The organism is Nocardia asteroides, assembly GCA_019930625.1.
In the GTDB taxonomy this organism is placed as follows: domain Bacteria; phylum Actinomycetota; class Actinomycetes; order Mycobacteriales; family Mycobacteriaceae; genus Nocardia; species Nocardia sputi.
Map to the genome: position 1 here is coordinate 3,903,991 of CP082844.1, position 18,906 is coordinate 3,922,896.

17 protein-coding genes are annotated in these 18,906 nt (G+C 67.9%); 7 read left to right on the top strand and 10 right to left on the bottom strand.

What is annotated here, in order from left to right:
- Window positions 1–4: 4 nt before the first annotated feature.
- The gene (locus tag K8O92_17890) at window positions 5–349 is read right to left on the bottom strand and encodes a lipopolysaccharide assembly protein LapA domain-containing protein (GenBank protein UAK29870.1); all 345 of its coding nucleotides are present in this window, start codon (window positions 347–349) and stop codon (window positions 5–7) included.
- Between the two features lie 124 nt (window positions 350–473).
- Here K8O92_17890 and rlmN point away from each other — a divergent pair, with 124 nt between their 5' ends.
- Complete coding sequence (gene rlmN, locus K8O92_17895; protein ID UAK29871.1) at window positions 474–1,583, top strand: 23S rRNA (adenine(2503)-C(2))-methyltransferase RlmN; 1,110 nt, start codon at window positions 474–476, stop codon at window positions 1,581–1,583.
- Window positions 1,584–1,589: 6 nt separating this feature from the next.
- Here rlmN and K8O92_17900 read toward each other — a convergent pair whose 3' ends face one another.
- A complete protein-coding gene (locus K8O92_17900; protein UAK35770.1) occupies window positions 1,590–1,976 on the bottom strand; it encodes a DUF5997 family protein in 387 nt (128 codons plus the stop codon).
- A gap of 153 nt (window positions 1,977–2,129) precedes the next feature.
- On the opposite strand from K8O92_17900, the gene K8O92_17905 reads away from it, so the two are divergent.
- On the top strand, window positions 2,130–3,050 hold the full coding sequence (locus K8O92_17905; protein ID UAK29872.1) for a LysR family transcriptional regulator: 921 nt from the start codon (window positions 2,130–2,132) through the stop codon (window positions 3,048–3,050).
- A gap of 63 nt (window positions 3,051–3,113) precedes the next feature.
- Here K8O92_17905 and K8O92_17910 read toward each other — a convergent pair whose 3' ends face one another.
- Window positions 3,114–3,428, bottom strand: a complete 315-nt coding sequence (locus tag K8O92_17910) for a hypothetical protein (GenBank protein ID UAK29873.1) — start codon at window positions 3,426–3,428, stop codon at window positions 3,114–3,116.
- Between the two features lie 102 nt (window positions 3,429–3,530).
- Window positions 3,531–3,800 (bottom strand): DUF2631 domain-containing protein, encoded by a 270-nt coding sequence (locus K8O92_17915; protein ID UAK29874.1) that lies wholly within the window; start codon window positions 3,798–3,800, stop codon window positions 3,531–3,533.
- Between the two features lie 146 nt (window positions 3,801–3,946).
- On the opposite strand from K8O92_17915, the gene dxr reads away from it, so the two are divergent.
- The 5 genes from dxr to K8O92_17940 all read left to right on the top strand — a co-directional run bounded on the left by dxr (window position 3,947) and on the right by K8O92_17940 (window position 10,526).
- Window positions 3,947–5,086 (top strand): 1-deoxy-D-xylulose-5-phosphate reductoisomerase, encoded by a 1,140-nt coding sequence (gene dxr / locus K8O92_17920; protein UAK29875.1) that lies wholly within the window; start codon window positions 3,947–3,949, stop codon window positions 5,084–5,086.
- A 166-nt stretch (window positions 5,087–5,252) separates the two neighbouring features.
- Window positions 5,253–6,452: a site-2 protease family protein gene (locus K8O92_17925; protein UAK29876.1), complete on the top strand. Its 1,200-nt coding sequence runs from the start codon at window positions 5,253–5,255 to the stop codon at window positions 6,450–6,452.
- 131 nt (window positions 6,453–6,583) lie between these two features.
- Window positions 6,584–7,741 (top strand): flavodoxin-dependent (E)-4-hydroxy-3-methylbut-2-enyl-diphosphate synthase, encoded by a 1,158-nt coding sequence (gene ispG, locus K8O92_17930; GenBank protein UAK29877.1) that lies wholly within the window; start codon window positions 6,584–6,586, stop codon window positions 7,739–7,741.
- 67 nt (window positions 7,742–7,808) lie between these two features.
- Window positions 7,809–8,672, top strand: coding sequence for a GNAT family N-acetyltransferase (locus K8O92_17935; protein ID UAK29878.1), 864 nt, complete (start codon window positions 7,809–7,811; stop codon window positions 8,670–8,672).
- 66 nt (window positions 8,673–8,738) lie between these two features.
- Window positions 8,739–10,526, top strand: coding sequence for a penicillin-binding transpeptidase domain-containing protein (locus tag K8O92_17940; protein ID UAK29879.1), 1,788 nt, complete (start codon window positions 8,739–8,741; stop codon window positions 10,524–10,526).
- A gap of 209 nt (window positions 10,527–10,735) precedes the next feature.
- Here K8O92_17940 and K8O92_17945 read toward each other — a convergent pair whose 3' ends face one another.
- The 6 genes from K8O92_17945 to K8O92_17970 all read right to left on the bottom strand — a co-directional run bounded on the left by K8O92_17945 (window position 10,736) and on the right by K8O92_17970 (window position 18,156).
- Window positions 10,736–11,737 (bottom strand): hypothetical protein, encoded by a 1,002-nt coding sequence (locus K8O92_17945; GenBank protein ID UAK29880.1) that lies wholly within the window; start codon window positions 11,735–11,737, stop codon window positions 10,736–10,738.
- 119 nt (window positions 11,738–11,856) lie between these two features.
- Window positions 11,857–15,789 (bottom strand): IPT/TIG domain-containing protein, encoded by a 3,933-nt coding sequence (locus K8O92_17950; protein UAK29881.1) that lies wholly within the window; start codon window positions 15,787–15,789, stop codon window positions 11,857–11,859.
- A gap of 324 nt (window positions 15,790–16,113) precedes the next feature.
- The gene (locus tag K8O92_17955) at window positions 16,114–16,419 is read right to left on the bottom strand and encodes a hypothetical protein (GenBank protein UAK29882.1); all 306 of its coding nucleotides are present in this window, start codon (window positions 16,417–16,419) and stop codon (window positions 16,114–16,116) included.
- On the bottom strand, window positions 16,416–16,853 hold the full coding sequence (locus K8O92_17960; GenBank protein ID UAK29883.1) for a hypothetical protein: 438 nt from the start codon (window positions 16,851–16,853) through the stop codon (window positions 16,416–16,418). The genes K8O92_17955 and K8O92_17960 overlap by 4 nt, the downstream gene beginning before the upstream one ends.
- Window positions 16,850–17,071 carry a hypothetical protein gene (locus tag K8O92_17965; protein UAK29884.1) on the bottom strand — a complete coding sequence of 74 codons (222 nt, stop codon included), beginning with the start codon at window positions 17,069–17,071 and terminating at the stop codon, window positions 16,850–16,852. The genes K8O92_17960 and K8O92_17965 overlap by 4 nt, the downstream gene beginning before the upstream one ends.
- On the bottom strand, window positions 17,068–18,156 hold the full coding sequence (locus K8O92_17970) for an N-acetylmuramoyl-L-alanine amidase (GenBank protein UAK29885.1): 1,089 nt from the start codon (window positions 18,154–18,156) through the stop codon (window positions 17,068–17,070). The genes K8O92_17965 and K8O92_17970 overlap by 4 nt, the downstream gene beginning before the upstream one ends.
- Window positions 18,157–18,906 lie beyond the last annotated feature (750 nt).

Consider the following 18,906-nt stretch of genomic DNA (forward strand, 5'->3'; position numbering starts at 1 on the left):
CGCGTCAGCCTTTCTTGGCGGCGCGGCGCAACTGCAGGATGCGGGCGCCGCCCACGGAGGCCATGACGAGCGCGCCGCCGATCATCGACAGCAGCACGGTGACGCCGAGCGGCAGCGAGAAGTCCCAGAAGAAGAAGCGCACTTGAATCTGCTCCAGGTTCTGCAGGATGAAGATCAGCAACAGAACCAGGATCAGGACGCCGGTGACGAGCCCGGTCCAGGTGTAACCGGTGCGCGAGGACAGCGACTTCGTCGGTGTCGGCGTTACCGGAGCGCTCGGTCGTGGAGCGCGCCCGCCACGCGACAGATCCGGATCCGGTTCGTGCGGGTATTCGGGGTGGGTGGACATGTCTCGATCATGGCCGACCGCTATCGCGGACGCGGGCATTTCCCGCATCGAACCCGGCATGTCGGGCTGCTCGGACGCGGTCGAGTGCGCGACCGGTTCGCGCGGATGGGAGAATGGAGCGATTATGACCGTCTCCCTGCCCCTGGTTTTCGACGCTCCGCGCCGCGGCATGCCGCCGCGCCATCTCGCCGACCTCGATGCCGAGGGCAGGCGCGCGGCCGTCGAGGAACTGGGCCTGCCGAAGTTCCGCGCCGATCAGATCGCCCGGCAGTACTACGCGCGGTTGCAGGCCGACCCGGCCCGGATGACCGATCTGCCCGCCGCGGTGCGGGAGAAGATCGGCGAGGCGCTGTTCCCTCCGCTGCTGAGCGTCGTCAAGCACGTCGCGTGTGACGACGGGGAGACCCGGAAGACATTGTGGCGCGCGGGCGACGGCACGCTGCTGGAAAGTGTCCTCATGCGCTACCCGGACCGCGCGACCCTGTGCATCTCCAGCCAAGCCGGATGCGGCATGGCGTGCCCGTTCTGCGCCACCGGCCAGGGCGGGCTGAACCGCAACCTGTCCACCGCCGAGATCGTCGACCAGGTGCGTGCCGCGGCCGCCGCGCTGCGGGACGGGGAAGTGGCGGGCGGTCCGGGCAGGTTGTCCAACATCGTCTTCATGGGCATGGGCGAGCCGCTGGCCAACTACAAGCGTGTGGTCGCCGCGGTCCGCAGGATCACCTCGCCCGCGCCGGACGGCTTGGGCATCTCGCAGCGCAATGTCGTCGTCTCCACCGTGGGGCTGGCTCCCGCCATCCGCAAGCTGGCCGACGAGGGCCTGTCGGTCACGCTCGCGGTCTCACTGCACACGCCCGACGACGAACTGCGCGACACCCTGGTCCCGGTCAACAATCGCTGGCCGGTGGCCGAGGTGCTCGACGCGGCCCGCTACTACGCCGACACGACCGGCCGTCGCGTCTCGGTCGAGTACGCGCTGATCCGCGACATCAACGATCACCCGTGGCGTGCGGACATGCTCGGCGAGAAACTGCACAGGGCGCTCGGCTCCCGCGTGCACGTCAACGTCATCCCGCTCAACCCCACCCCTGGCTCCAAGTGGGACGCCAGCCCCAAGCCGGTCGAGCAGGAGTTCGTCCGGCGCGTGAACGCGCAGGGGGTGCCGTGCACGGTCCGCGACACCCGCGGTCAGGAAATCGCGGCCGCCTGCGGACAACTGGCCGCGGAGAACTGAAACGCGCTAGCCGCGGTTCTTCGCCGGGCGGTTGGTGGCGGCGCGACGTTCGGCTTCCTTCGCCTTGATGCGCGCGTTCTCCGCGCGGACCGCGGCGTAATTCTCGCGCTCGCGCACGAGCCATTCCGGCGGGTCGGCGAGCAGGGCGTCGATCTCGTCGGCGGTGAGGTGATCGGAGACCTCGGCGCGGGTCAAGCCGGTGTTGGAGACGCCGAGCTTGCGGGCCACCACGTCGCGCGGGAACGGGCCGTTGCGCCGCAGTTCGGTGAGCCAGGCAGGGGGATCGTCGCGCAGCGCGTCGAGCTGGGCGCGCGAGATCGGTGCGGTGCGGAACTCCTCGGGCGCGGCCGGAAGGTAGATGCCGAGTTTGTTCGCCGCCGTCAGCGGCTTCATCGTCTGCGTTTTATTGTCCGGGCTCACCGATACAGCCTAACGGGCGCCGCCGGACGGATTCGTCCGCAGTCCGAGTCGCGCAACGCGGAGGCGGGCAGCCGCTACTCGGCGGCGCGGGCGGTTCCCATCGGCCATTGGCATACGCTTCCACGAATGAGCCGGTTGGAGTCGATAGATGTGGTGCGCCTGCGCTGGTTCGTCGCGGTCGCGCAAGAGTTGCACTTCGCGCGCGCGGCGAAGGCGCTGCACATCTCGCGGCAGAAGCTGAGCCATACCGTCATCGACCTGGAGAACGAACTCGGCACGAAGCTTTTCGTGCCCGGCGCGCAACCGACCCGGCTCACCGACGAGGGACGGGAGTTGCTGGAGCAGGCGGGTGAGATCATCGCGCGGGCCGAATCGGCGGTGCGGCAGCAGGCGGAGGCTCCGGTTGTCCTGCGTGTGGGTTTCGTGCCCGGGGTCACCGTTACCAAATGGACCCGGATCTGGGCTGAGCGGTATCCGGACACACCGCTCGAGGTGATCGCGCTGCCGCAAGCGGAGCAGGAGGCGGCCTTGCGCGAGGGACGCGTCGACCTCTGCTTCGTCCGGCTGCCGATCGACCGCGAAGGCATGAGCGCGATCCCGCTCTATCGCGAGGTCCCCGTCGTGGTGGTGCAGAAGGAACACCCGCTCTCGGTGTTCGACGACGTACGCATGGACGACCTGGCCGATGAGCATCTGCAGGACACGTCGGACGTCGACGCGGTGGCCGGCGCGTTGGAACTCGTCGCCGCGGCCGGTGGGGCGGCGATCGTGCCCCATTCGGTGGCTCGTCTGCACCATCGCCGCGACCTCGTCTACCGCACGATGCTCGGTGTCTCCGACACGGAAATCGCGCTGGCCTGGCCCGCCGATCACACCACCGAGGCGGTCGAGGATTTCATCGGCGTCGTGCGCGGCCGCTCCGAGCGCAGCTCACGCGCCCCGGCCCGGGCCGACACGAACGAGCCGCGGAAGAAGCCTTCGGCCAAGAAGACAGGCGGTCGTCCGGCTCCCGCCAAGAACAAGCCCGCCCGGCGGCGCGGGCGCTAGCCGGTTCGAGCCGCACAGGACTGGCGGCGGTGCGAACCCCGGCCGGTCCGCACCGCCCGGCGATCAGCCGTTGCAGACCCGGTTCAGTTCGTCGGTCGCCGGGTTCAGATTCGTGACCTCGTCGTCGGTGAGGGCGTGGGCGTAGGCGGCGATGGCGTCCTTCTCCGCACCTTCGGCCGGGATCGCCGACAGCTCGGCGGCCAGGGATTGCTGCACGGTCGAGTCCAGATTCCCGCCCGACTGGTCGATGGCGGCGTTGATCGCGTCGATGGCCGCGCCGCACGCCGCCGACTGGGCGTACGCGGGCGCCGCGGGCAGCAACAGCAGCGAGCCGAAGGCGCTCGCGACGAGCAGGGCGGCGGAACAGGTCTTGATCATTGCGTCCTAAAGGTTCGGGTGAATAGAAATCGAGGCCCGCGACCCGGTTGGGACGCGGACCTCGGACGCACACGGTACCGGGGCGCGGCTACGCGGTAGTGACTAGCGCGGCTTGCGCTGCAACAACGAGTCGCGGATCAGGATGCCCACGATCAGGGCGGCGAAGCCGACGAGGAAGAGGTTCTCGACCTGGCCGCTGTGGTTGCCGACCAGCATGGCCAGCAGGATCAGCGCGACGATCCAGCCGGCGACCCGGAAGGTGCGCCGCGACTCGCCGCTCCAACCCCAGGCCGCGGAGGGAACTTCGGCGGGGTCCACGCGAGTGACGATGCCGCGCTCGGTGTCGGCGTGTTCGAGTTCCGTGGCGGCCACGATCGCTCCTTAGCTGTTCCTTCGTACCGCGATTCCGGTACGCACTCGATGAGCTACTGCCGCATATCGTGGCATACGACGGTGCGTCGTTGTAAGTCGGCCCGCGCCCGTCGAACACGGTGCGGCGGGTAGGACACAATGAAGTCGTGTCCGACATCGTGAGAGTCCTGCTGCTGGGCAGCACCGGATCCATTGGCACCCAAGCGCTCGAGGTGATCGCCGCCAATCCCGACCGCTTCGAGGTGGTCGGACTCGCCGCGCGCGGCGGCAACACCGAGCTGCTCGCCGCCCAGATGGCCGCCACGGGCACCCGCAATGTCGCAGTCGCCGACCCGGCGGCGGCCCAGCGGTTGGATCTGCCGTTGGGTGGTCCTGGGGCGGTGACCGAGCTGGTGCGCCGCACCGAGGCGGACGTCGTGCTCAACGCGCTGGTCGGCTCGCTCGGGCTGGAGCCGACCCTGGCCACCCTCCAGTCGGGCACCCGCCTCGCCCTGGCCAACAAGGAATCGCTGGTCGCGGGTGGTTCTCTGGTGACAAGGGCCGCTGCTCCCGGGCAGATCGTCCCGGTCGACTCGGAGCATTCCGCGCTGGCGCAGTGCCTGCGCGGCGGTCGCGCCGACGAGGTCGACCGGCTCGTGCTGACCGCATCCGGCGGCCCGTTCCGCGGGTGGACCGCCGAAATGCTGGAGTCGGTCGAGCCCGCCGAGGCCAAGGCGCATCCCACGTGGTCGATGGGCTTGATGAACACCCTGAACTCGGCTTCGTTGGTGAACAAGGGACTGGAGCTGATCGAGACGCACCTGCTGTTCGGCGTGCCCTACGACCGCATCGACGTCACCGTGCACCCGCAATCGATCGTGCATTCGATGGTCACCTTCACCGACGGTTCCACGCTCGCCCAGGCCAGTCCGCCGGACATGAAGCTGCCGATCGCCTTGGCGCTCGGCTGGCCGGACCGGGTGCCCGGCGCCGCCGCGGCCTGCGATTTCGGCGCCGCGTCCACCTGGACGTTCGAACCGGTCGACAACGAGGTCTTCCCGGCGGTCGAGCTGGCCCGCGCGGCCGGGCAGGCCGGGGGCAGCGTCACCGCGGTCTACAACGCCGCGAACGAAGTCGCGGTGCAGGCCTTCCTCGACGGCGCCATCCGCTTCCCGCAGATCGTCGGCACGGTGGCCGCCGCGGTCGAGGCGGCCGACCGGTGGCGCGCCGAGCCGGATTCGCTCGAGGAGGTTCTTGCCGCGGACGCCTGGGCGCGGGAGTTCGCCGCCGCCCGGGTAGGCGGCTGAGACCGCTCGATGACGGATCGGACGCGCGCAACGACGGCGTCCTGGCACACTGAAGACACAGGGCAGGTCTCTGTCCGGTTAGGGTGATCAGAGTGCTCGCGGCCAGGAGCGGACGCGTGCGTGCGGGATATTCGAGCTGCGCAAACGCAGGAGGGCTGTAGAGCAAATGGTGTTCGCGTTGGGATTCGTGCTGTTCGCGCTGGGCATCACGGTGTCGATCGCGCTGCACGAATGTGGGCACATGTGGACTGCCCAGGCGACCGGCATGAAGGTGCGGCGGTATTTCATCGGATTCGGGCCGAAGATCTTCTCGTTCCGCCGCGGTGAGACCGAGTACGGCTTGAAGGCGCTTCCGCTCGGTGGTTTCTGTGACATCGCGGGCATGACGGCGCTGGACGAACTGCGCCCCGAAGAACTCGACCGTGCCATGTACCGCCAGGCCACCTGGAAGCGGCTGCTGGTCATGTCCGGCGGCATCGCGATGAACTTCGTCCTCGGCTTCATCCTGATCGTGGTGCTCGCGGTCGGCTGGGGGTTGCCGAACCTGAAAGAGCCGCCCGCCACCGCGCTCGGCACCATGAGCTGCGTCGCGCAGCAGAACGCCGACGGCTCCACCGAGCCGTGCACCGGCACGGGCCCGGCGCAGCGCGCCGGATTGCAGCGCGGTGACATTGTCAAACAGGTCAACGGCGTCGAGGTGGATACCTGGCGGGAGTTCCAGTCCGAAACCCAGAAGCAGACCGGCCCCTTCACCTACGTCGTCGAGCGGGACGGCCGCACCCTCAGCATTCCGGTCACCCCCGAGCGGGTCGTCCGCTACCCCGAGGGCGGTGGCGCGGGCCGCGAAGTGTCAGCCGTCGGCGTGGCGCCGGACCGCTACGAGCCGGTGCAGTACGACCTGCTGGCAGCCGTGCCCGCCGCGGGCGCCTTCACCGGTGACATGTTCGTGCGCACGGTCGACTCGCTGACCCAGATGCCCGCCAAAGTGTCCTCGCTGTGGGACGCGGTCACCGGCGGTGAGCGGGATCCGGAGACTCCCGTCAGCGTCTACGGCGCCAGCAAGATCGGTGGCGAGACCGCCGAACGCGGCCTGTGGAACTTGTTCATCCTCGTGCTGGCCAGCCTGAACTTTTTCCTCGGCGTCTTCAACCTGCTGCCGTTGCTGCCGCTGGACGGAGGGCACATCGCGGTGGTGCTCTACGAGAAGGTCCGCAACACCATCCGCGGCTGGAAGGGTCTCGCGCCCGGCGCTCCGGTGAACTACCTGAAATTGCTGCCCGCGACCTATGTGGTCGTGGTGATCGGCGGCGCCTACATGCTGTTGACACTGGCCGCCGACATCGTGAACCCGATCAAGTTGTTCTGACCGGGGCTGCCGAGCGGTCGGCGCGGTCGGCCGGGGGAGGCCTTGTCATTGCTGTCACAAGGTGGGCGTCATCCGCCACGGCTAGACTCGGCAGCGAACCGGCCGGACACGATGAAAGTAGGCAGCCGAAGGTGACCAGCACAATCGGATTGGGGATGCCGACCGCTCCCGCGGCGGTGCTCGCTCCCCGGCGTAAGACCCGCCAGCTGATGGTGGGCAATGTCGGGGTGGGCAGCGCTCACCCGATCTCGGTGCAGTCCATGACCACGACCAAGACGCACGACGTGAACGCCACCCTGCAGCAGATCGCGGAGCTGACCGCGTCGGGGTGCGACATCGTGCGGGTGGCCTGCCCGCGTCAGGAGGACGCGGACGCGCTGGCCACGATCGCGCGGAAATCGCAGATTCCGGTGATCGCCGACATCCACTTCCAGCCCCGCTACATCTTCGCGGCCATCGACGCGGGCTGCGCGGCGGTGCGGGTCAACCCCGGCAACATCAAAGAGTTCGACGGCCGGGTCGCGGAGGTCGCCAAGGCCGCGGGAGCGGCGGGCATCCCGATCCGCATCGGCGTGAACGCCGGTTCGCTGGACAAGCGGATGATGGAGAAGTACGGCAAGGCCACGCCGGAGGCGCTGGTGGAGTCGGCGCTGTGGGAGGCGAGCCTGTTCGAGGAACACGGGTTCGGCGACATCAAGATCTCGGTCAAGCACAACGACCCGGTGATCATGGTGGAGGCCTACCGCCAGCTGGCCGCGCAGTGCGACTACCCGCTGCACCTCGGCGTCACCGAGGCGGGCCCGGCCTTCCAGGGCACGATCAAATCGGCTGTCGCGTTCGGCGCGCTGCTGTCGGAGGGCATCGGCGACACGATTCGCGTTTCGCTGTCGGCGCCGCCCGCCGAGGAGGTCAAGGTCGGCGGGCAGATCCTGCAGTCGCTGAACCTGCGCCCGCGCAAGCTGGAGATCGTGTCCTGCCCCTCCTGCGGGCGTGCGCAGGTGGATGTGTACACCCTGGCCAACGAGGTGAGCGCCGGTCTGGAGGGCATGGCGGTGCCGCTGCGGGTGGCCGTCATGGGCTGCGTCGTGAACGGGCCCGGCGAGGCGCGCGAGGCCGACCTGGGTGTGGCCTCCGGCAACGGCAAGGGCCAGATCTTCGTCAAGGGCGAGGTCATCAAAACCGTTCCCGAAGCCCAGATCGTCGAGACGCTCATCGAAGAGGCGCTGCGCATCGCCGAGGAGATGGGTGCGGACGCCGGCGCGGGCGAACCCGTCGTCACTGTCAGCTGAGCAGCCGCTCACCAGCGCTTTCGGCATAGCCATACCGCATCGCGCCGGTTCGTGGCAGGCTGTCACCGTGCGGAGTCTGCTGGAGCCGGCGCGACGGGCCAAATATGCCCCTGCGCGGCAGCTCGCTAATCGAGACCTTGCTCAGGTGCTGCGTGTGCTGGATGCCGATCCGGTGGCTTCGTGCATGGTCGCCGCCCGGTTGCAGGAGTTCGGCCTGGACACCCGGTGTGGTCAGGGCGAGCTCTGGAGCCGGGGCGGCCCCGCGGAGTCACTGTGTTTCTCGGGTGCGAATCTGGTGCCGCTGCTCGGCGACCGAGACGCGCTGCGCGCGTTCGCAGACCGGGCGATCCGCTGGCCGCGGATCTGTTCCTCGGTGGTCGGGCGCAGAGAGCTGGCGTTGCCGCTGTGGGAGATGCTGGCCGGACATTGGGGCCCGGAACGTGAGCTGCGCGGGGAACAGCCGCTGCTGGCGCTGGCCCAGCCGCCGCTGGCCACGCCCGACCAAGAGGTTCGCCGCGTACGTCAGGACGAACTCGACCGGTACCTCTCGGCGGCGATCGCCATGTTCATCGAGGAGGTGGGCGTCGATCCGCGCGCGGGCGACGGCGGTCGCGGCTATCGCCGCCGCATCCAGAGCTTGATCGAATCCGGCCGCGCCTGGGCCCGTTTCGAGGACGGGGAAGTGGTCTTCAAGGCCGAGGTCGGTTCGCTGTCCAGGCGCACGGGCCAGATCCAGGGGGTCTGGGTGCATCCCGATCACCGTGGGAAGGGGCGTGGCACCGCGGGCACCGCGGCGGTCGCGAACGCCGTGGTGGCCTCCGGCCGCACCGCGAGCCTGTACGTGAACGACTTCAACGCGATCGCCCGCCGCGCCTACTGCCGGGTCGGGTTCCGGCAGATCGCGACCTTCGCCACCGTCCTGGTCGACTGAGCACGCCCGGCGAATTCCGGAGTGCCGCAGGTGTTTGCCCGTCAGTGACCATTACGATCGGTGCCGATGTCGACTCGGATGCTCTTCTCGCTCACCGTCGCGGCCCTCACGGTGGCCGCCGCCGCGTGCGCGAGCGAGCCGCAAGGACCCGTTCCCGCCGCGGACGCGTTCGTCAAAGCTTTTGCCGAGCACCGGGTCGGCGCCGCGGCGGACCTGACCAACCTGCCGGAGAAGGCCAGCGGCGCATTGCGTTCGGCCTGGGATCAGCTGCAGGCCGAACAGCTCACCGCGCGCACCGGCGCGGCGCGCGTAACCGGGGACACCGCGACCGTGGAGTACACCTACGAGTGGCGGCTGCCCAAGAACCGGATGTGGAAGTATTCGGGCCTGTTGCAGATGGGCCGGAGCAACGGACGCTGGATGGTCCGGTGGACCTCGTCCAACATCCACCCCAAACTCGGTGACACCCAGACCATGGCGTTGCGGTCCAATCCGCCGCCGCGGGCGCGGGTCAACGAGCAGTCCGGCAGCGACGTCATGGTGCCCGGCAGAGTGTCCCGGGTGGCGTTCGCCGCGGCCGACGCCCCCGATCCCGCGACCGTGGCCACCGCGCTGGCGGCCTCGTTGCACCGTTTCGACAAGTCGCTGACGCCCGAGTCCATCCTCGACGCGGCGAAGGCCGCCGCGGGCGCCTACACCGTCGCCCTGCTCAACGAACACGAATCCGGCCAGGTCACCACCGATCTCATCGGGCTGCCGGGGGTCACGCTGACCCAGCAGTGGGATCTGGTCGCCACCGACCGGGAATTCGCGCCCGACCTGCTCACCCAGGTGCGCAAGACGGTGATCGCGGAGGTGGACGGCAAGGCGGGGTGGAGCGTGGTCACCATGAACGCCAACGGCGCCGACACCGATGTGCTGATGGAGGTACCTTCGCAGCCCGCGCCGTCGTTCTCGCTCAGTGTCGACCGCCACGTGCAGAATGCCGCCCAGCGCGCCGTGCAGCCGCGTACCGAGCAGGCCATGATGGTGGTGCTGCGCCCGTCCACCGGCGCGATCCTGGCGGTCGCGCAGAACAAGGCGGCCGCTCGGGAGGGGCCCATCGCGACGATCGGCCAGTACCCGCCCGGCTCGGTGTTCAAGACGGTGACCGCGGCCGCGGCCATGTCGAACGGCCTCGCCACCCCGGACACGGTGCTGCCGTGCCCGAGCCGCATCGTCATCGGCGAGCGGACCATTCCCAACTACAACTTGTTCACCGTCGGCAACGTGCCGATGTCCACGGCCTACGAGCGCTCCTGCAACACCTCGTTCGCCAAGCTCGCCAGTGAGCTGCCCGGTCCCGCTCTGCACGAGGCCGCCGCGAAGCTCGGTGTCGGGCCCGCCTATTCGATAGTGGGGCTGCCGACGACCTCCGGCTCGGTGCCGTCGGCCGACGACCTGATCCAGCGCACCGAGGACGGCCTCGGCCAGGGCAAAGTGGTGGTCAGCCCGTTCGGCATGGCGCTCATGGCCGCGACCATCGCACACGGCTCGGCGCCCGTGCCCTACCTGATCGCGGGACGGCCCACCCGGATCGATGGCGACCGTCCGGCTCTCGCCCCCGACGTCGTCGCGGGGTTGCGCGCGATGATGCGCCAGGTGGTCGTCGGCGGCACGGCGGAACGGATCGCCGATCAGGGCGAGGTATACGGCAAGACCGGCGAGGCCGAAGTCGACGGCGGCTCGCACTCCTGGTTCGTGGGCTTCCGCGGCGACATCGCGTTCGCCACGCTGCTGGTCAAAGGCGGTAGCTCCGACAATGCCGTCGCGGTGACACGGGACATGCTGGCAGCCTTGCCCGCCGGGTACTGATGCGCCTTCGCTCCCACACGGGGACGACCCAGAACCGGAGTTCACGGTCTCGTGGCCGGGGAAGCCGGGCCACCCGAACAAGTGTCGACCGATAGTTCACGGAGTCCTCCTTCGTCAGGCCCGGCCCCGATACGTGCGCAGGCACGGGAGCCGAGGCATCCGCACCGGCCCGGACAGTGGTCATGGCGACTGTCCGGGCCGACGGCGGCCTACCGTCGATCCCGCTCGGACGACGCGATCAGCAGATGTTCCAAACTGGTCGTCCGGTCGGAGTACTCGTCGACGCCGATGACCGCAACGAACTCGCTGTCACCGACACGGTGCTGGAGGGGTAACCACGAGTTGGCGAGATACCAGCCCGCTCCTGCGGTGCCGCGCGGCCCCAAACCCCCGCAATAGATCCAGTACCGATCGGGATGCTGATCCGGGCACGGCCGCACTCGCGCGATGATGCCGAGGTTGCGGTCGTCGCCCGAGTCGTACCGGCTTCCGTCGCTGAGCTCCAGGTGCACCGAGTCGTCGCCGCTGTCCCGGATGGTGAACAGCGGGTGCTCGACGGTTGGCGGATACAACTGTGTGCAGTCGTTGCCGCTCAGCCCGAAACTGATGTACGGGCGATCGTGGTGGGTGACCATGTAGCGGTCGCTGCGAACCTCGGCGCGGATGTTGGTGTAGCGCTGCAGCAAGGAGAACACATACAGCAGCCCGCGAAAATCGTTCTCCGACAGCACGGAGGGAATGTCGACGGGACGCTCCGGGAAAGCACCCTCCTGCTTCCCGAAAACTCGCCGACGGGAGATCCCCGCCGCCCGCAGTACTTCCACGGACGACCTGGACAGCTCGAACGACGGATACACCAGAGTTGTGCCCCTGGTGCTGGTCTCCACCCCGAGGAATGCCTCGAGCCGGATGTCGGTGCCGGTAGGACCCGACCCGAGTGACCGCGTGCCTTCCGGTGTCGAGTTGGCCATTTGAAACAGTCCTTCAACAGTCCAGCCGGGAAACATCTTCTCGAGCACCCGGCAGTGATAGTCGCGAGGAAGCCCGACCATACGGCCCGACAGCCACTGGTAGTACTGCGCTTTCGCCGGCCCATGCCCTGGGGGAATGGGCGGGTCCAGCTGCGCCGCGCATCTGTCGTACGCGGCAAGGAAATCCGGATGACTTTTCAGATGCCGCTCCGCTAGCAGCATCTTCAGTACGGTCGCCAACGAAACCCCCTTACCCCTGCAGCCTCTGTCGACGATGACGGAGGCTCTCTTATATTGGCTCACCGCAACGAAACTGGGCCGTCGGCAAAAGCCTGCCGACGGCCCAGCCGCATCAGCCGTCAGATATAGATGAATGGAAGACCATTACTGGTTCCTGCGGACGTGGTTGCGGTGACTTGCACTGTTCCCGTTCCAGCGGGAGTGACGGCGGTGATCTGTGACGCGGAGTCGACGGTGAACGAGGTCGCCGGTGTGCCGCCGAAATCGACGGCGGTGGTGCCTGTCAGGTCGGTCCCGGTGAGGACGACTGTCGTTCCGCCGGCCGCCGGTCCTACATTCGGAAGCACGACCGCCAGTGTCGGTACCGCGATGTAGGTGTAGGCGAGGCCGTTGCTGGTTCCGCCGGAGGTGGTGGCGGTGACTTGCACCGTACCGGTCCCGGCGGGTGCCACGGCGGTGATCTGGGTCGGTGAGTCGATCGTGAACGAGGTCGCCGGTGTGGCGCCGAAGTTCACGGCTGTGGTCCCGGCCAGGTCGGCACCGGTGAGAACGACGACCGTTCCGCCCGTTTCCAAACCTACGTTCGGCAGCAAAGTCGCCAGGCTGGGCGCCGCCAGGTAGGTGAAGGCGACGCCGTTGGTTGTTCCGCCCGGGGTGGTGGCGGTGACCTGCACGATCCCGGTTCCCGCCGGTGCTACGGCGGTGATCTGTGTCGCGGAGTCGACGGTGAACGAGGTCGCCGGTGTGGCACCGAAGTTCACCGCGGTGGTTCCGGTCAGATCGGTTCCGGTGAGAACGACCGTCGTGCCGCCCGATGCCGGGCCTACGCTCGGAACCCCCACGGTGAGGGAGGGCACCGGAACATAGGTGTAGGCGACGCCGTTACTGGTCCCACCCGCAGTGGTGGCGGTAACCTGTACGGTCCCCGTCCCCGCCGGTGCTACGGCGGTGACCTGGGTGGCGGAGTCGACGGTGAACGAGGTCGCCGGTGTGCCGCCGAAGTCGATCGCCGTGACTCCGGTCAGTCCTGTGCCGGTGAGCACGACGGTGGTTCCGCCGGATGCCGAGCCCAGGTTCGGAACCGCCGCCGCCAGGGTGGGAACCGCGACGTAGGTGTAGAGAACGCCGTTGGTGGTTCCGCCCGGGGTGGTGGCGGTGACTTGCACGATCCCGGTTCCCGCCGGTGCTACGGCGGTGATCTGGGTGGGAGAGTCGACGGTGAACGAGGTCGCCGGTGTGGCGCCGAAGTTCACCGCTGTGGTGCCGGTCAGATTCGTTCCGGTGAGAACGACTGTCGTGCCGCCGGATACCGAGCCCAGGTTCGGAACCGTCGTGGTGAGGGTGGGAAGCCCGACGTAGCTGTAGGCCACGCCGTTGCTGGTGCCACCCGCGGTGGTCGCCGTGACTTGAACCGTCCCGGTGCCCGCCGGTGCCACGGCCGTGATCTGGGTGTCGGAACCGACGATGAACGAGGTCGCCGGTGTGGCGCCGAAGTTCACCGCTGAGGTGGTGGACAGCCCTGTCCCCGTGAGGACGACGATCGTCCCGCCCGCTACCGGGCCCACGTTCGGAACCGCCGTGGTGAGCGCGGGTACCGGCACATACGTGAAGGCCAAGCCGTTGCTGGTTCCACCGGGCGTGGTCGCCGTGACTTGCACGGTGCCGGTCCCGGCGGGTGCTACGGCGGTGATCTGCGTGGCGGAGTTGACGGTGAACGAGGTCGCCGGTGTGGCGCCGAAGTTCACCGCTGTGGTGCCGGTCAGATTCGTTCCGGTGAGAACGACTGTCGTGCCGCCCGATTCCGACCCCACATTCGGAACCGCTGCGGTCAGTGCGGGCACCGCGATGTAGGTGTAGGCGACACCGCTACTGGTTCCACCCGGTGTGGTGACCGTGAGTTGCACGGTTCCGGTTCCGGCGGGAACGATGGCCGTGATCTGGGTGTCGGAGTTGACGGTGAACGAGGTCGCCGGTGTGGCGCCGAAGTTGACCGCGGTCGCTCCGGTCAGCCCCGTGCCGGTGACGATCACCGTCGTGCCGCCGGTCGCCGGGCCGACATTCGGAACCACCGTGGTGACGGCGGGCACCGGGATGTAGGTGTAGGCGACGCCGCCGCTGGTTCCGCCGGGTGTGGTGACCGTGAGTTGCACGGTTCCGGTTCCGGCGGGTGCGATGGCGGTGATCTGGGTGTCGGAGTTGACGATGAACGAGGTCGCCGGTGTGGCGCCGAAGTTGACCGCGGTCGCTCCGGTCAACCCTGTGCCGGTGACGACCACTGTCGTCCCGCCCGCTTCCACACCTGCGTTCGGCACCGCCGCGGTGACAGTAGGCACTGCGACGTAGGTGTAGGCGACGCCGTTGCTGGTTCCGCCGGGGGTGGTGACGGTGAGTTGCACCGTTCCGGTTCCGGCGGGTGCGATGGCGGTGATCTGGGTGTCGGAGTTGACGATGAACGAGGTCGCCGGTGTGCCACCGAAGTTGACCGCGCTCGCTCCGCTCAGTCCCGTTCCGGTGATGACGACGGTCGTCCCTCCGGTCACCGGCCCCACGCTCGGTACCGCCGCGCTGATGGCGGGCACTGCGACGTAGGTGTAGGCGACGCCGTTGCTGGTTCCGCCCGGTGTGGTGACGGTGAGTTGCACCGTTCCGGTTCCGGCGGGCGCGATGGCGGTGATCTGGGTGTCGGAGTTGACGGTGAACGAGGCTGCCGGCGTCGCACCGAAGTTGACCGCGGTCGCTCCGGTCAGTCCCGTTCCGGTGATGACGACGGTCGTCCCTCCGGTCACCGGTCCGACATTCGGTACCGCCGCGGTGATGGCGGGCACCGGAATGTAGGTGTAGGGGAGGCCGTTGCTGGTTCCGCCCGGAGTGGTGACGGTGACCTGTACGGTCCCGCTGCCGGCCGGCGCGACCGCCGTGATCTGGGTAGCCGAATTGACCGTGAACGAGCTCGCCGGTGTGCCACCGAAGTTGACGGCCGTGGCTCCCGTCAGATTCGTGCCCGTGATGACGACTGTCGTCCCGCCCGTAACCGGACCGGCACTCGGCACCAGCGTCGTCAGGGTCGGCACCGCCACATAGGTGAAGGGGAGTCCATTGGTGGTCCCTCCAGGTGTCGTGACGGTGACCTGCACGGTCCCCGTTCCGGCGGGTGCTACGGCGGTGATCTGGGTGTCGGAGTTGACCGTGAACGAGGTCGCCGGAGTGCCGCCGAAGTTGACCGCGGTGGCGGTCGACAAGCCCGTTCCGGTGATGATGACCGTCGTCCCGCCGGTTGTCGGACCGGTGGTGGGCACGAGGCTGGTGAGTGCGGGGACACCGGCATAGGTGTAGGAGACGCCGTTGCTGGTTCCCCCGGAGCCGGTGACCGTCACCTGCACGGTGCCCGTTCCCGGGGGTGCGACGGCGGTGATCTGAGTGGGCGAGTTGACCGTGAAAATGGTTGCGGTATTGCCGAACCGGACGGTCAGGGGACCGGTGAATCCGGTGCCGGTGATCGTGACAGTGTTGCCGCCCGAGGCGGGACCGGCGGTCGGCACAATCGACGTGATGGTCGGAACGACCACGTAGATGAACGGCACCGCGCCGCTGGTACCACCCGGTCCGGTGACGGTGACGGGCACGATACCGGTTCCGGCGGGCGTGACAGCCGTGATCTGCGTGTCGGAGTTGACGGTGAACGAAGTCGCCGGTGTGCTACCGAAGTTCACCGCGGTGGCTCCCGTGAACCCCGAGCCGGTGAGGACGACCGTCGTCCCGCCTCCGGTGGAGCCCTGGTTCGGGTTGATGCTGTTCAACGCGGGGACCGGGACATAGGTGTAGGGGAGGCCGTTGCTGGTGCCCTCGGAACTGGTGACGGTGACCTGCACCGTACCGACCGATCCGGCGGGAGCTATGGCCGTGATCTGGGTGGGGGAGTTGATAGTGAACGTGGTCGCGGTACCCCCGAACCGCACGGTCATTGGACCGCTGAAACCGGTACCGGTGATCGTGACATTGGTCCCCCCCGTGGTTGGGCCTGAGGTCGGGGAGAGGGAAGTGATGGTAGGCATGGCTGCCTCCTATTTGCCGTGGTGATGATTCCTCTGCACCGGGGGGCGCCCGCCGCTGTTCAACGGCCCGGCTAATTCCATTAACACCTCTGGAGCGATGCCTGGCAACGTGTCTGGCGCTCCGTTTTGGTCCGTTTTCGAATCGCCATCGGTGCGGCAGGTTGCGGCACGAACGTCCTGGCAGACGGTGTGGCAGCAATGTTTTCGGCAGCGCTGTGCCGCCGTCTGCCGGAGGGCGGCTCCTTCTGAGCCGCGGTCCCGGCGAACGATTGGCGACCAAGCGGAACGTTCGTCAGCGTCCGGCCAGGAAGGAAACTTCCGGTCTCACAGAAACAGTTCGGGTGGGTCGTCGAACTCGATGCCCGCCTGCCGTGCCCTGGTCACCATCTTCCGGTCCCACTCCCGGTGCGCCCGCAGCGCCATCCGGAACGCGCCCATCTGCTCGGACATCTGCTGTGTCTGCGAAATGGCCAGGTCACTCAGCACTTTCGCGGCGTCGGCTTTCGTCTTCGTCATGGTGGCGTCGACGTCGCCGCGCTTGAACCACGCCGTCACGGCCGCGGACAGCACCGACGAGCTGGCGATGAGCACCAGCGCCGCGAAAATCGGAGACTGCTGGATCAGGTTCATGACGCCTCCCGAATCTTCACCGCGTGCAGCGTCCTGACGTCCTGCAGTACCTGTCTGCGCTTCCACAGGAAAGCGATCCCCAAGGCGATGGGCAGCGGACCCCCGAGAACCGTGGCCGGACCCAGGGTTCCATGCTGGACCTGCAACAGCAGCAGTTGCGCACCGAAGGCCACCAGTGACCAGCCCAGCGCCCCCAAACCGATTTGTTCGACCAGGTAACCCCAGACACGCCGGGCGAACACACCGGTCAGCGTCGCCACGCAGCCGATCAGCATGAGGATCAGCCACAGCGTGCGGAAATGCGAGGGCATGGCCGCGATCGCCGAACCCGATGGCGGGCCATAGACGCACTGCAACACCATCGAGACGCCGAAGACGGCGCACAGCACTACTTCGAAGGGGTCGTGTCGGGTCTTCTCCTTCGGGGTTTTCATGCTGGTTCACCGCTGTCGGGTGGCGCGGGGCTCACCCGGTGCCGTGCCGCCTCGACCGCGGGCAGGCCCAGCGCCGCCGCGACGACGGCGAGAACGAATCCGGAAAGATCGGACGAGACGACGCCCTTGGTGACGCCGTATCCGATCAGCGCTACCAGCAGCGGGTACAGCAAGGCGCGGACGGGCTCGCTGCGCAGGATGGTGATGACATTGTTCATCGGTTTTCCCTTTCTCCATTGTGTGGGTCGTGCAGGGGTTCATCGATGCCGTCGGCGGTCACCGTGGCCAGGGTCTGGCGCGGCGTCCAGTAGACGAGACCGTTCTCGAAGTTCTGGTAGGTACCGGTGTCCCAGGGAATCTCGTCGGAGGTCGGCCAGCCGAGGCGGCCGTTCTCGGAGCCGCTGCGGTTCCAGCGGTCGCGGATCGCACCGTGCATCCAGTAGGCCTTCGCGCCGTCACGCCGGTACAGCGCACCGCCTTGGAAGCCCTGTACCTCACCCCACGGCAGGCCGTCAGGTCCGTCCAACACGGTGCAGTCGGTGACCGGATATCCGAGCGGGCCTGCTTCCCAGCCCAACTCGCCGAACTTCTGCCACAACGTGTGCGGGATCGGATGCGCGCCGGTCGAGGGATGCCAGTAGATGAAGCCGTGCTCGAACTGGGCGTATCGGCCCACTCTGTCCGAAGTGACGGACTCGCCGCCGCTGATTCGGTCTCCGAGCCAGGGATTGACGGCGTAGATGTCATCGATCGCGTCCGGCGGCGCTGCGGCGGGTGCACCGGCGGCGTATTCCTGGACATAGCCTATGAAGCGGGTCCAAGGGAAGTTGAAGCCCACGTCGGTGTGTGTGCCGAGGCCGAGGCATTCGGTCACGTAATTGTGGTCGCTCACGCCCTCGCGCTGCTGGTAAGGCGGTGTGATGACGTCGATGGCGAAGCCGTATCTGCTCGCGTCCTGGACAGCCAGCCACGCGGCGATCCGAATGTCTCCGTCGATCTGTGCCCAGTCGTCCGGTCCCCACCCCGCGCGGCTGCCGGCGAAGCACAAGTTGATCGTGTACGGGTTCGCGTCCAGCACCGACCAACTCGCGAGGTCGGTGTCGAGGACATCGCACACGATGCGATCGCGCACGGTGTAGTGATAGCTGACCCCGTGGCCGGGATCGTTGAGATAACTGGCCAGGCTCTCGGCCGTGCCGTCGCCTTCCTGCGTGTGCAGCAGGAAATTGGTGATCCGCGCTCCGTGGCGCGAAGACCCCGATGCGCCCATACGATTGAGTTCTGTGTATTCCGGTGGCATCATTCCGTGCCTCCCGATGATCGGATTGCGGTGCGGCGACCATCGGTCGCCGAGGATGGGTCGAAGCAGGACGACGGGGGAGCCGGACTGCACCCGGTAGGGGAGTAGACCCGCGCGTCGGACTGCGTCGTGACGTCGATTCGCCGAAGGACCGGGGAATCTAGTTGAACCCGTATGCGCAGGAGGAGGGTTCGTGGTGTCGCGCTTCCGCGTGTACCGGGGTGCTGTCCGCCGAGACGCCGGTCGCGGTGACACGGGGACCCCACCATTGATGTCCCGAGGACGGGAAGAGGAAAGTAGGCATGTCGCTGCCTCTCTGTTTGCTGGTTCCTCTATACCGGGGGGTGCCCGACTCTGTGTGTGGCCCGGTTACTTCCATTAATGCCCCAGGAACAGCGCCTCTGCAACGCGTCCCGGCATCCGTTTTTGTCCGTTTTCCAGATCGTTGCCAGGCGTTGACCGGTGGGGGTGCTCCAGTGCGGATTTATCGTCCGGCCCTGCTGCGGTGCCGTTCTCGGGAACGTGAGCAACCGGAGTATGTCGCGGAGATTTCGGCCGCCACGCTAGGAGACGAAAATCAGTCGCACAGCGCCCGCGGCCGCCTGCGAATCCGTCTGCTGGGTGGTGGTTTACGAGAGCACAACCGAGCCTCCGAGGTGCGCCAACGACTGGGCCGTCGCCGGATTCCGGCGACGGCCCAGTCGTTGGCGCGATCAGACCTAGGTGTGGTGCGGGCATACCTGGTACCGCCCG

What these genes read in the sequence shown, in the direction of transcription:
- K8O92_17890 (UAK29870.1), bottom strand. Translation starts at nt 349, where the DNA reads ATGTCCACCCACCCCGAATACCCGCACGAACCGGATCCGGATCTGTCG.
- rlmN (UAK29871.1), top strand. Translation starts at nt 474, where the DNA reads ATGACCGTCTCCCTGCCCCTGGTTTTCGACGCTCCGCGCCGCGGCATG.
- K8O92_17900 (UAK35770.1), bottom strand. Translation starts at nt 1,976, where the DNA reads ATGAAGCCGCTGACGGCGGCGAACAAACTCGGCATCTACCTTCCGGCC.
- K8O92_17905 (UAK29872.1), top strand. Translation starts at nt 2,130, where the DNA reads ATGAGCCGGTTGGAGTCGATAGATGTGGTGCGCCTGCGCTGGTTCGTC.
- K8O92_17910 (UAK29873.1), bottom strand. Translation starts at nt 3,428, where the DNA reads ATGATCAAGACCTGTTCCGCCGCCCTGCTCGTCGCGAGCGCCTTCGGC.
- K8O92_17925 (UAK29876.1), top strand. Translation starts at nt 5,253, where the DNA reads ATGGTGTTCGCGTTGGGATTCGTGCTGTTCGCGCTGGGCATCACGGTG.
- K8O92_17940 (UAK29879.1), top strand. Translation starts at nt 8,739, where the DNA reads ATGTCGACTCGGATGCTCTTCTCGCTCACCGTCGCGGCCCTCACGGTG.
- K8O92_17950 (UAK29881.1), bottom strand. Translation starts at nt 15,789, where the DNA reads ATGCCTACCATCACTTCCCTCTCCCCGACCTCAGGCCCAACCACGGGG.
- K8O92_17955 (UAK29882.1), bottom strand. Translation starts at nt 16,419, where the DNA reads ATGAACCTGATCCAGCAGTCTCCGATTTTCGCGGCGCTGGTGCTCATC.
- K8O92_17960 (UAK29883.1), bottom strand. Translation starts at nt 16,853, where the DNA reads ATGAAAACCCCGAAGGAGAAGACCCGACACGACCCCTTCGAAGTAGTG.
- K8O92_17965 (UAK29884.1), bottom strand. Translation starts at nt 17,071, where the DNA reads ATGAACAATGTCATCACCATCCTGCGCAGCGAGCCCGTCCGCGCCTTG.
- K8O92_17970 (UAK29885.1), bottom strand. Translation starts at nt 18,156, where the DNA reads ATGATGCCACCGGAATACACAGAACTCAATCGTATGGGCGCATCGGGG.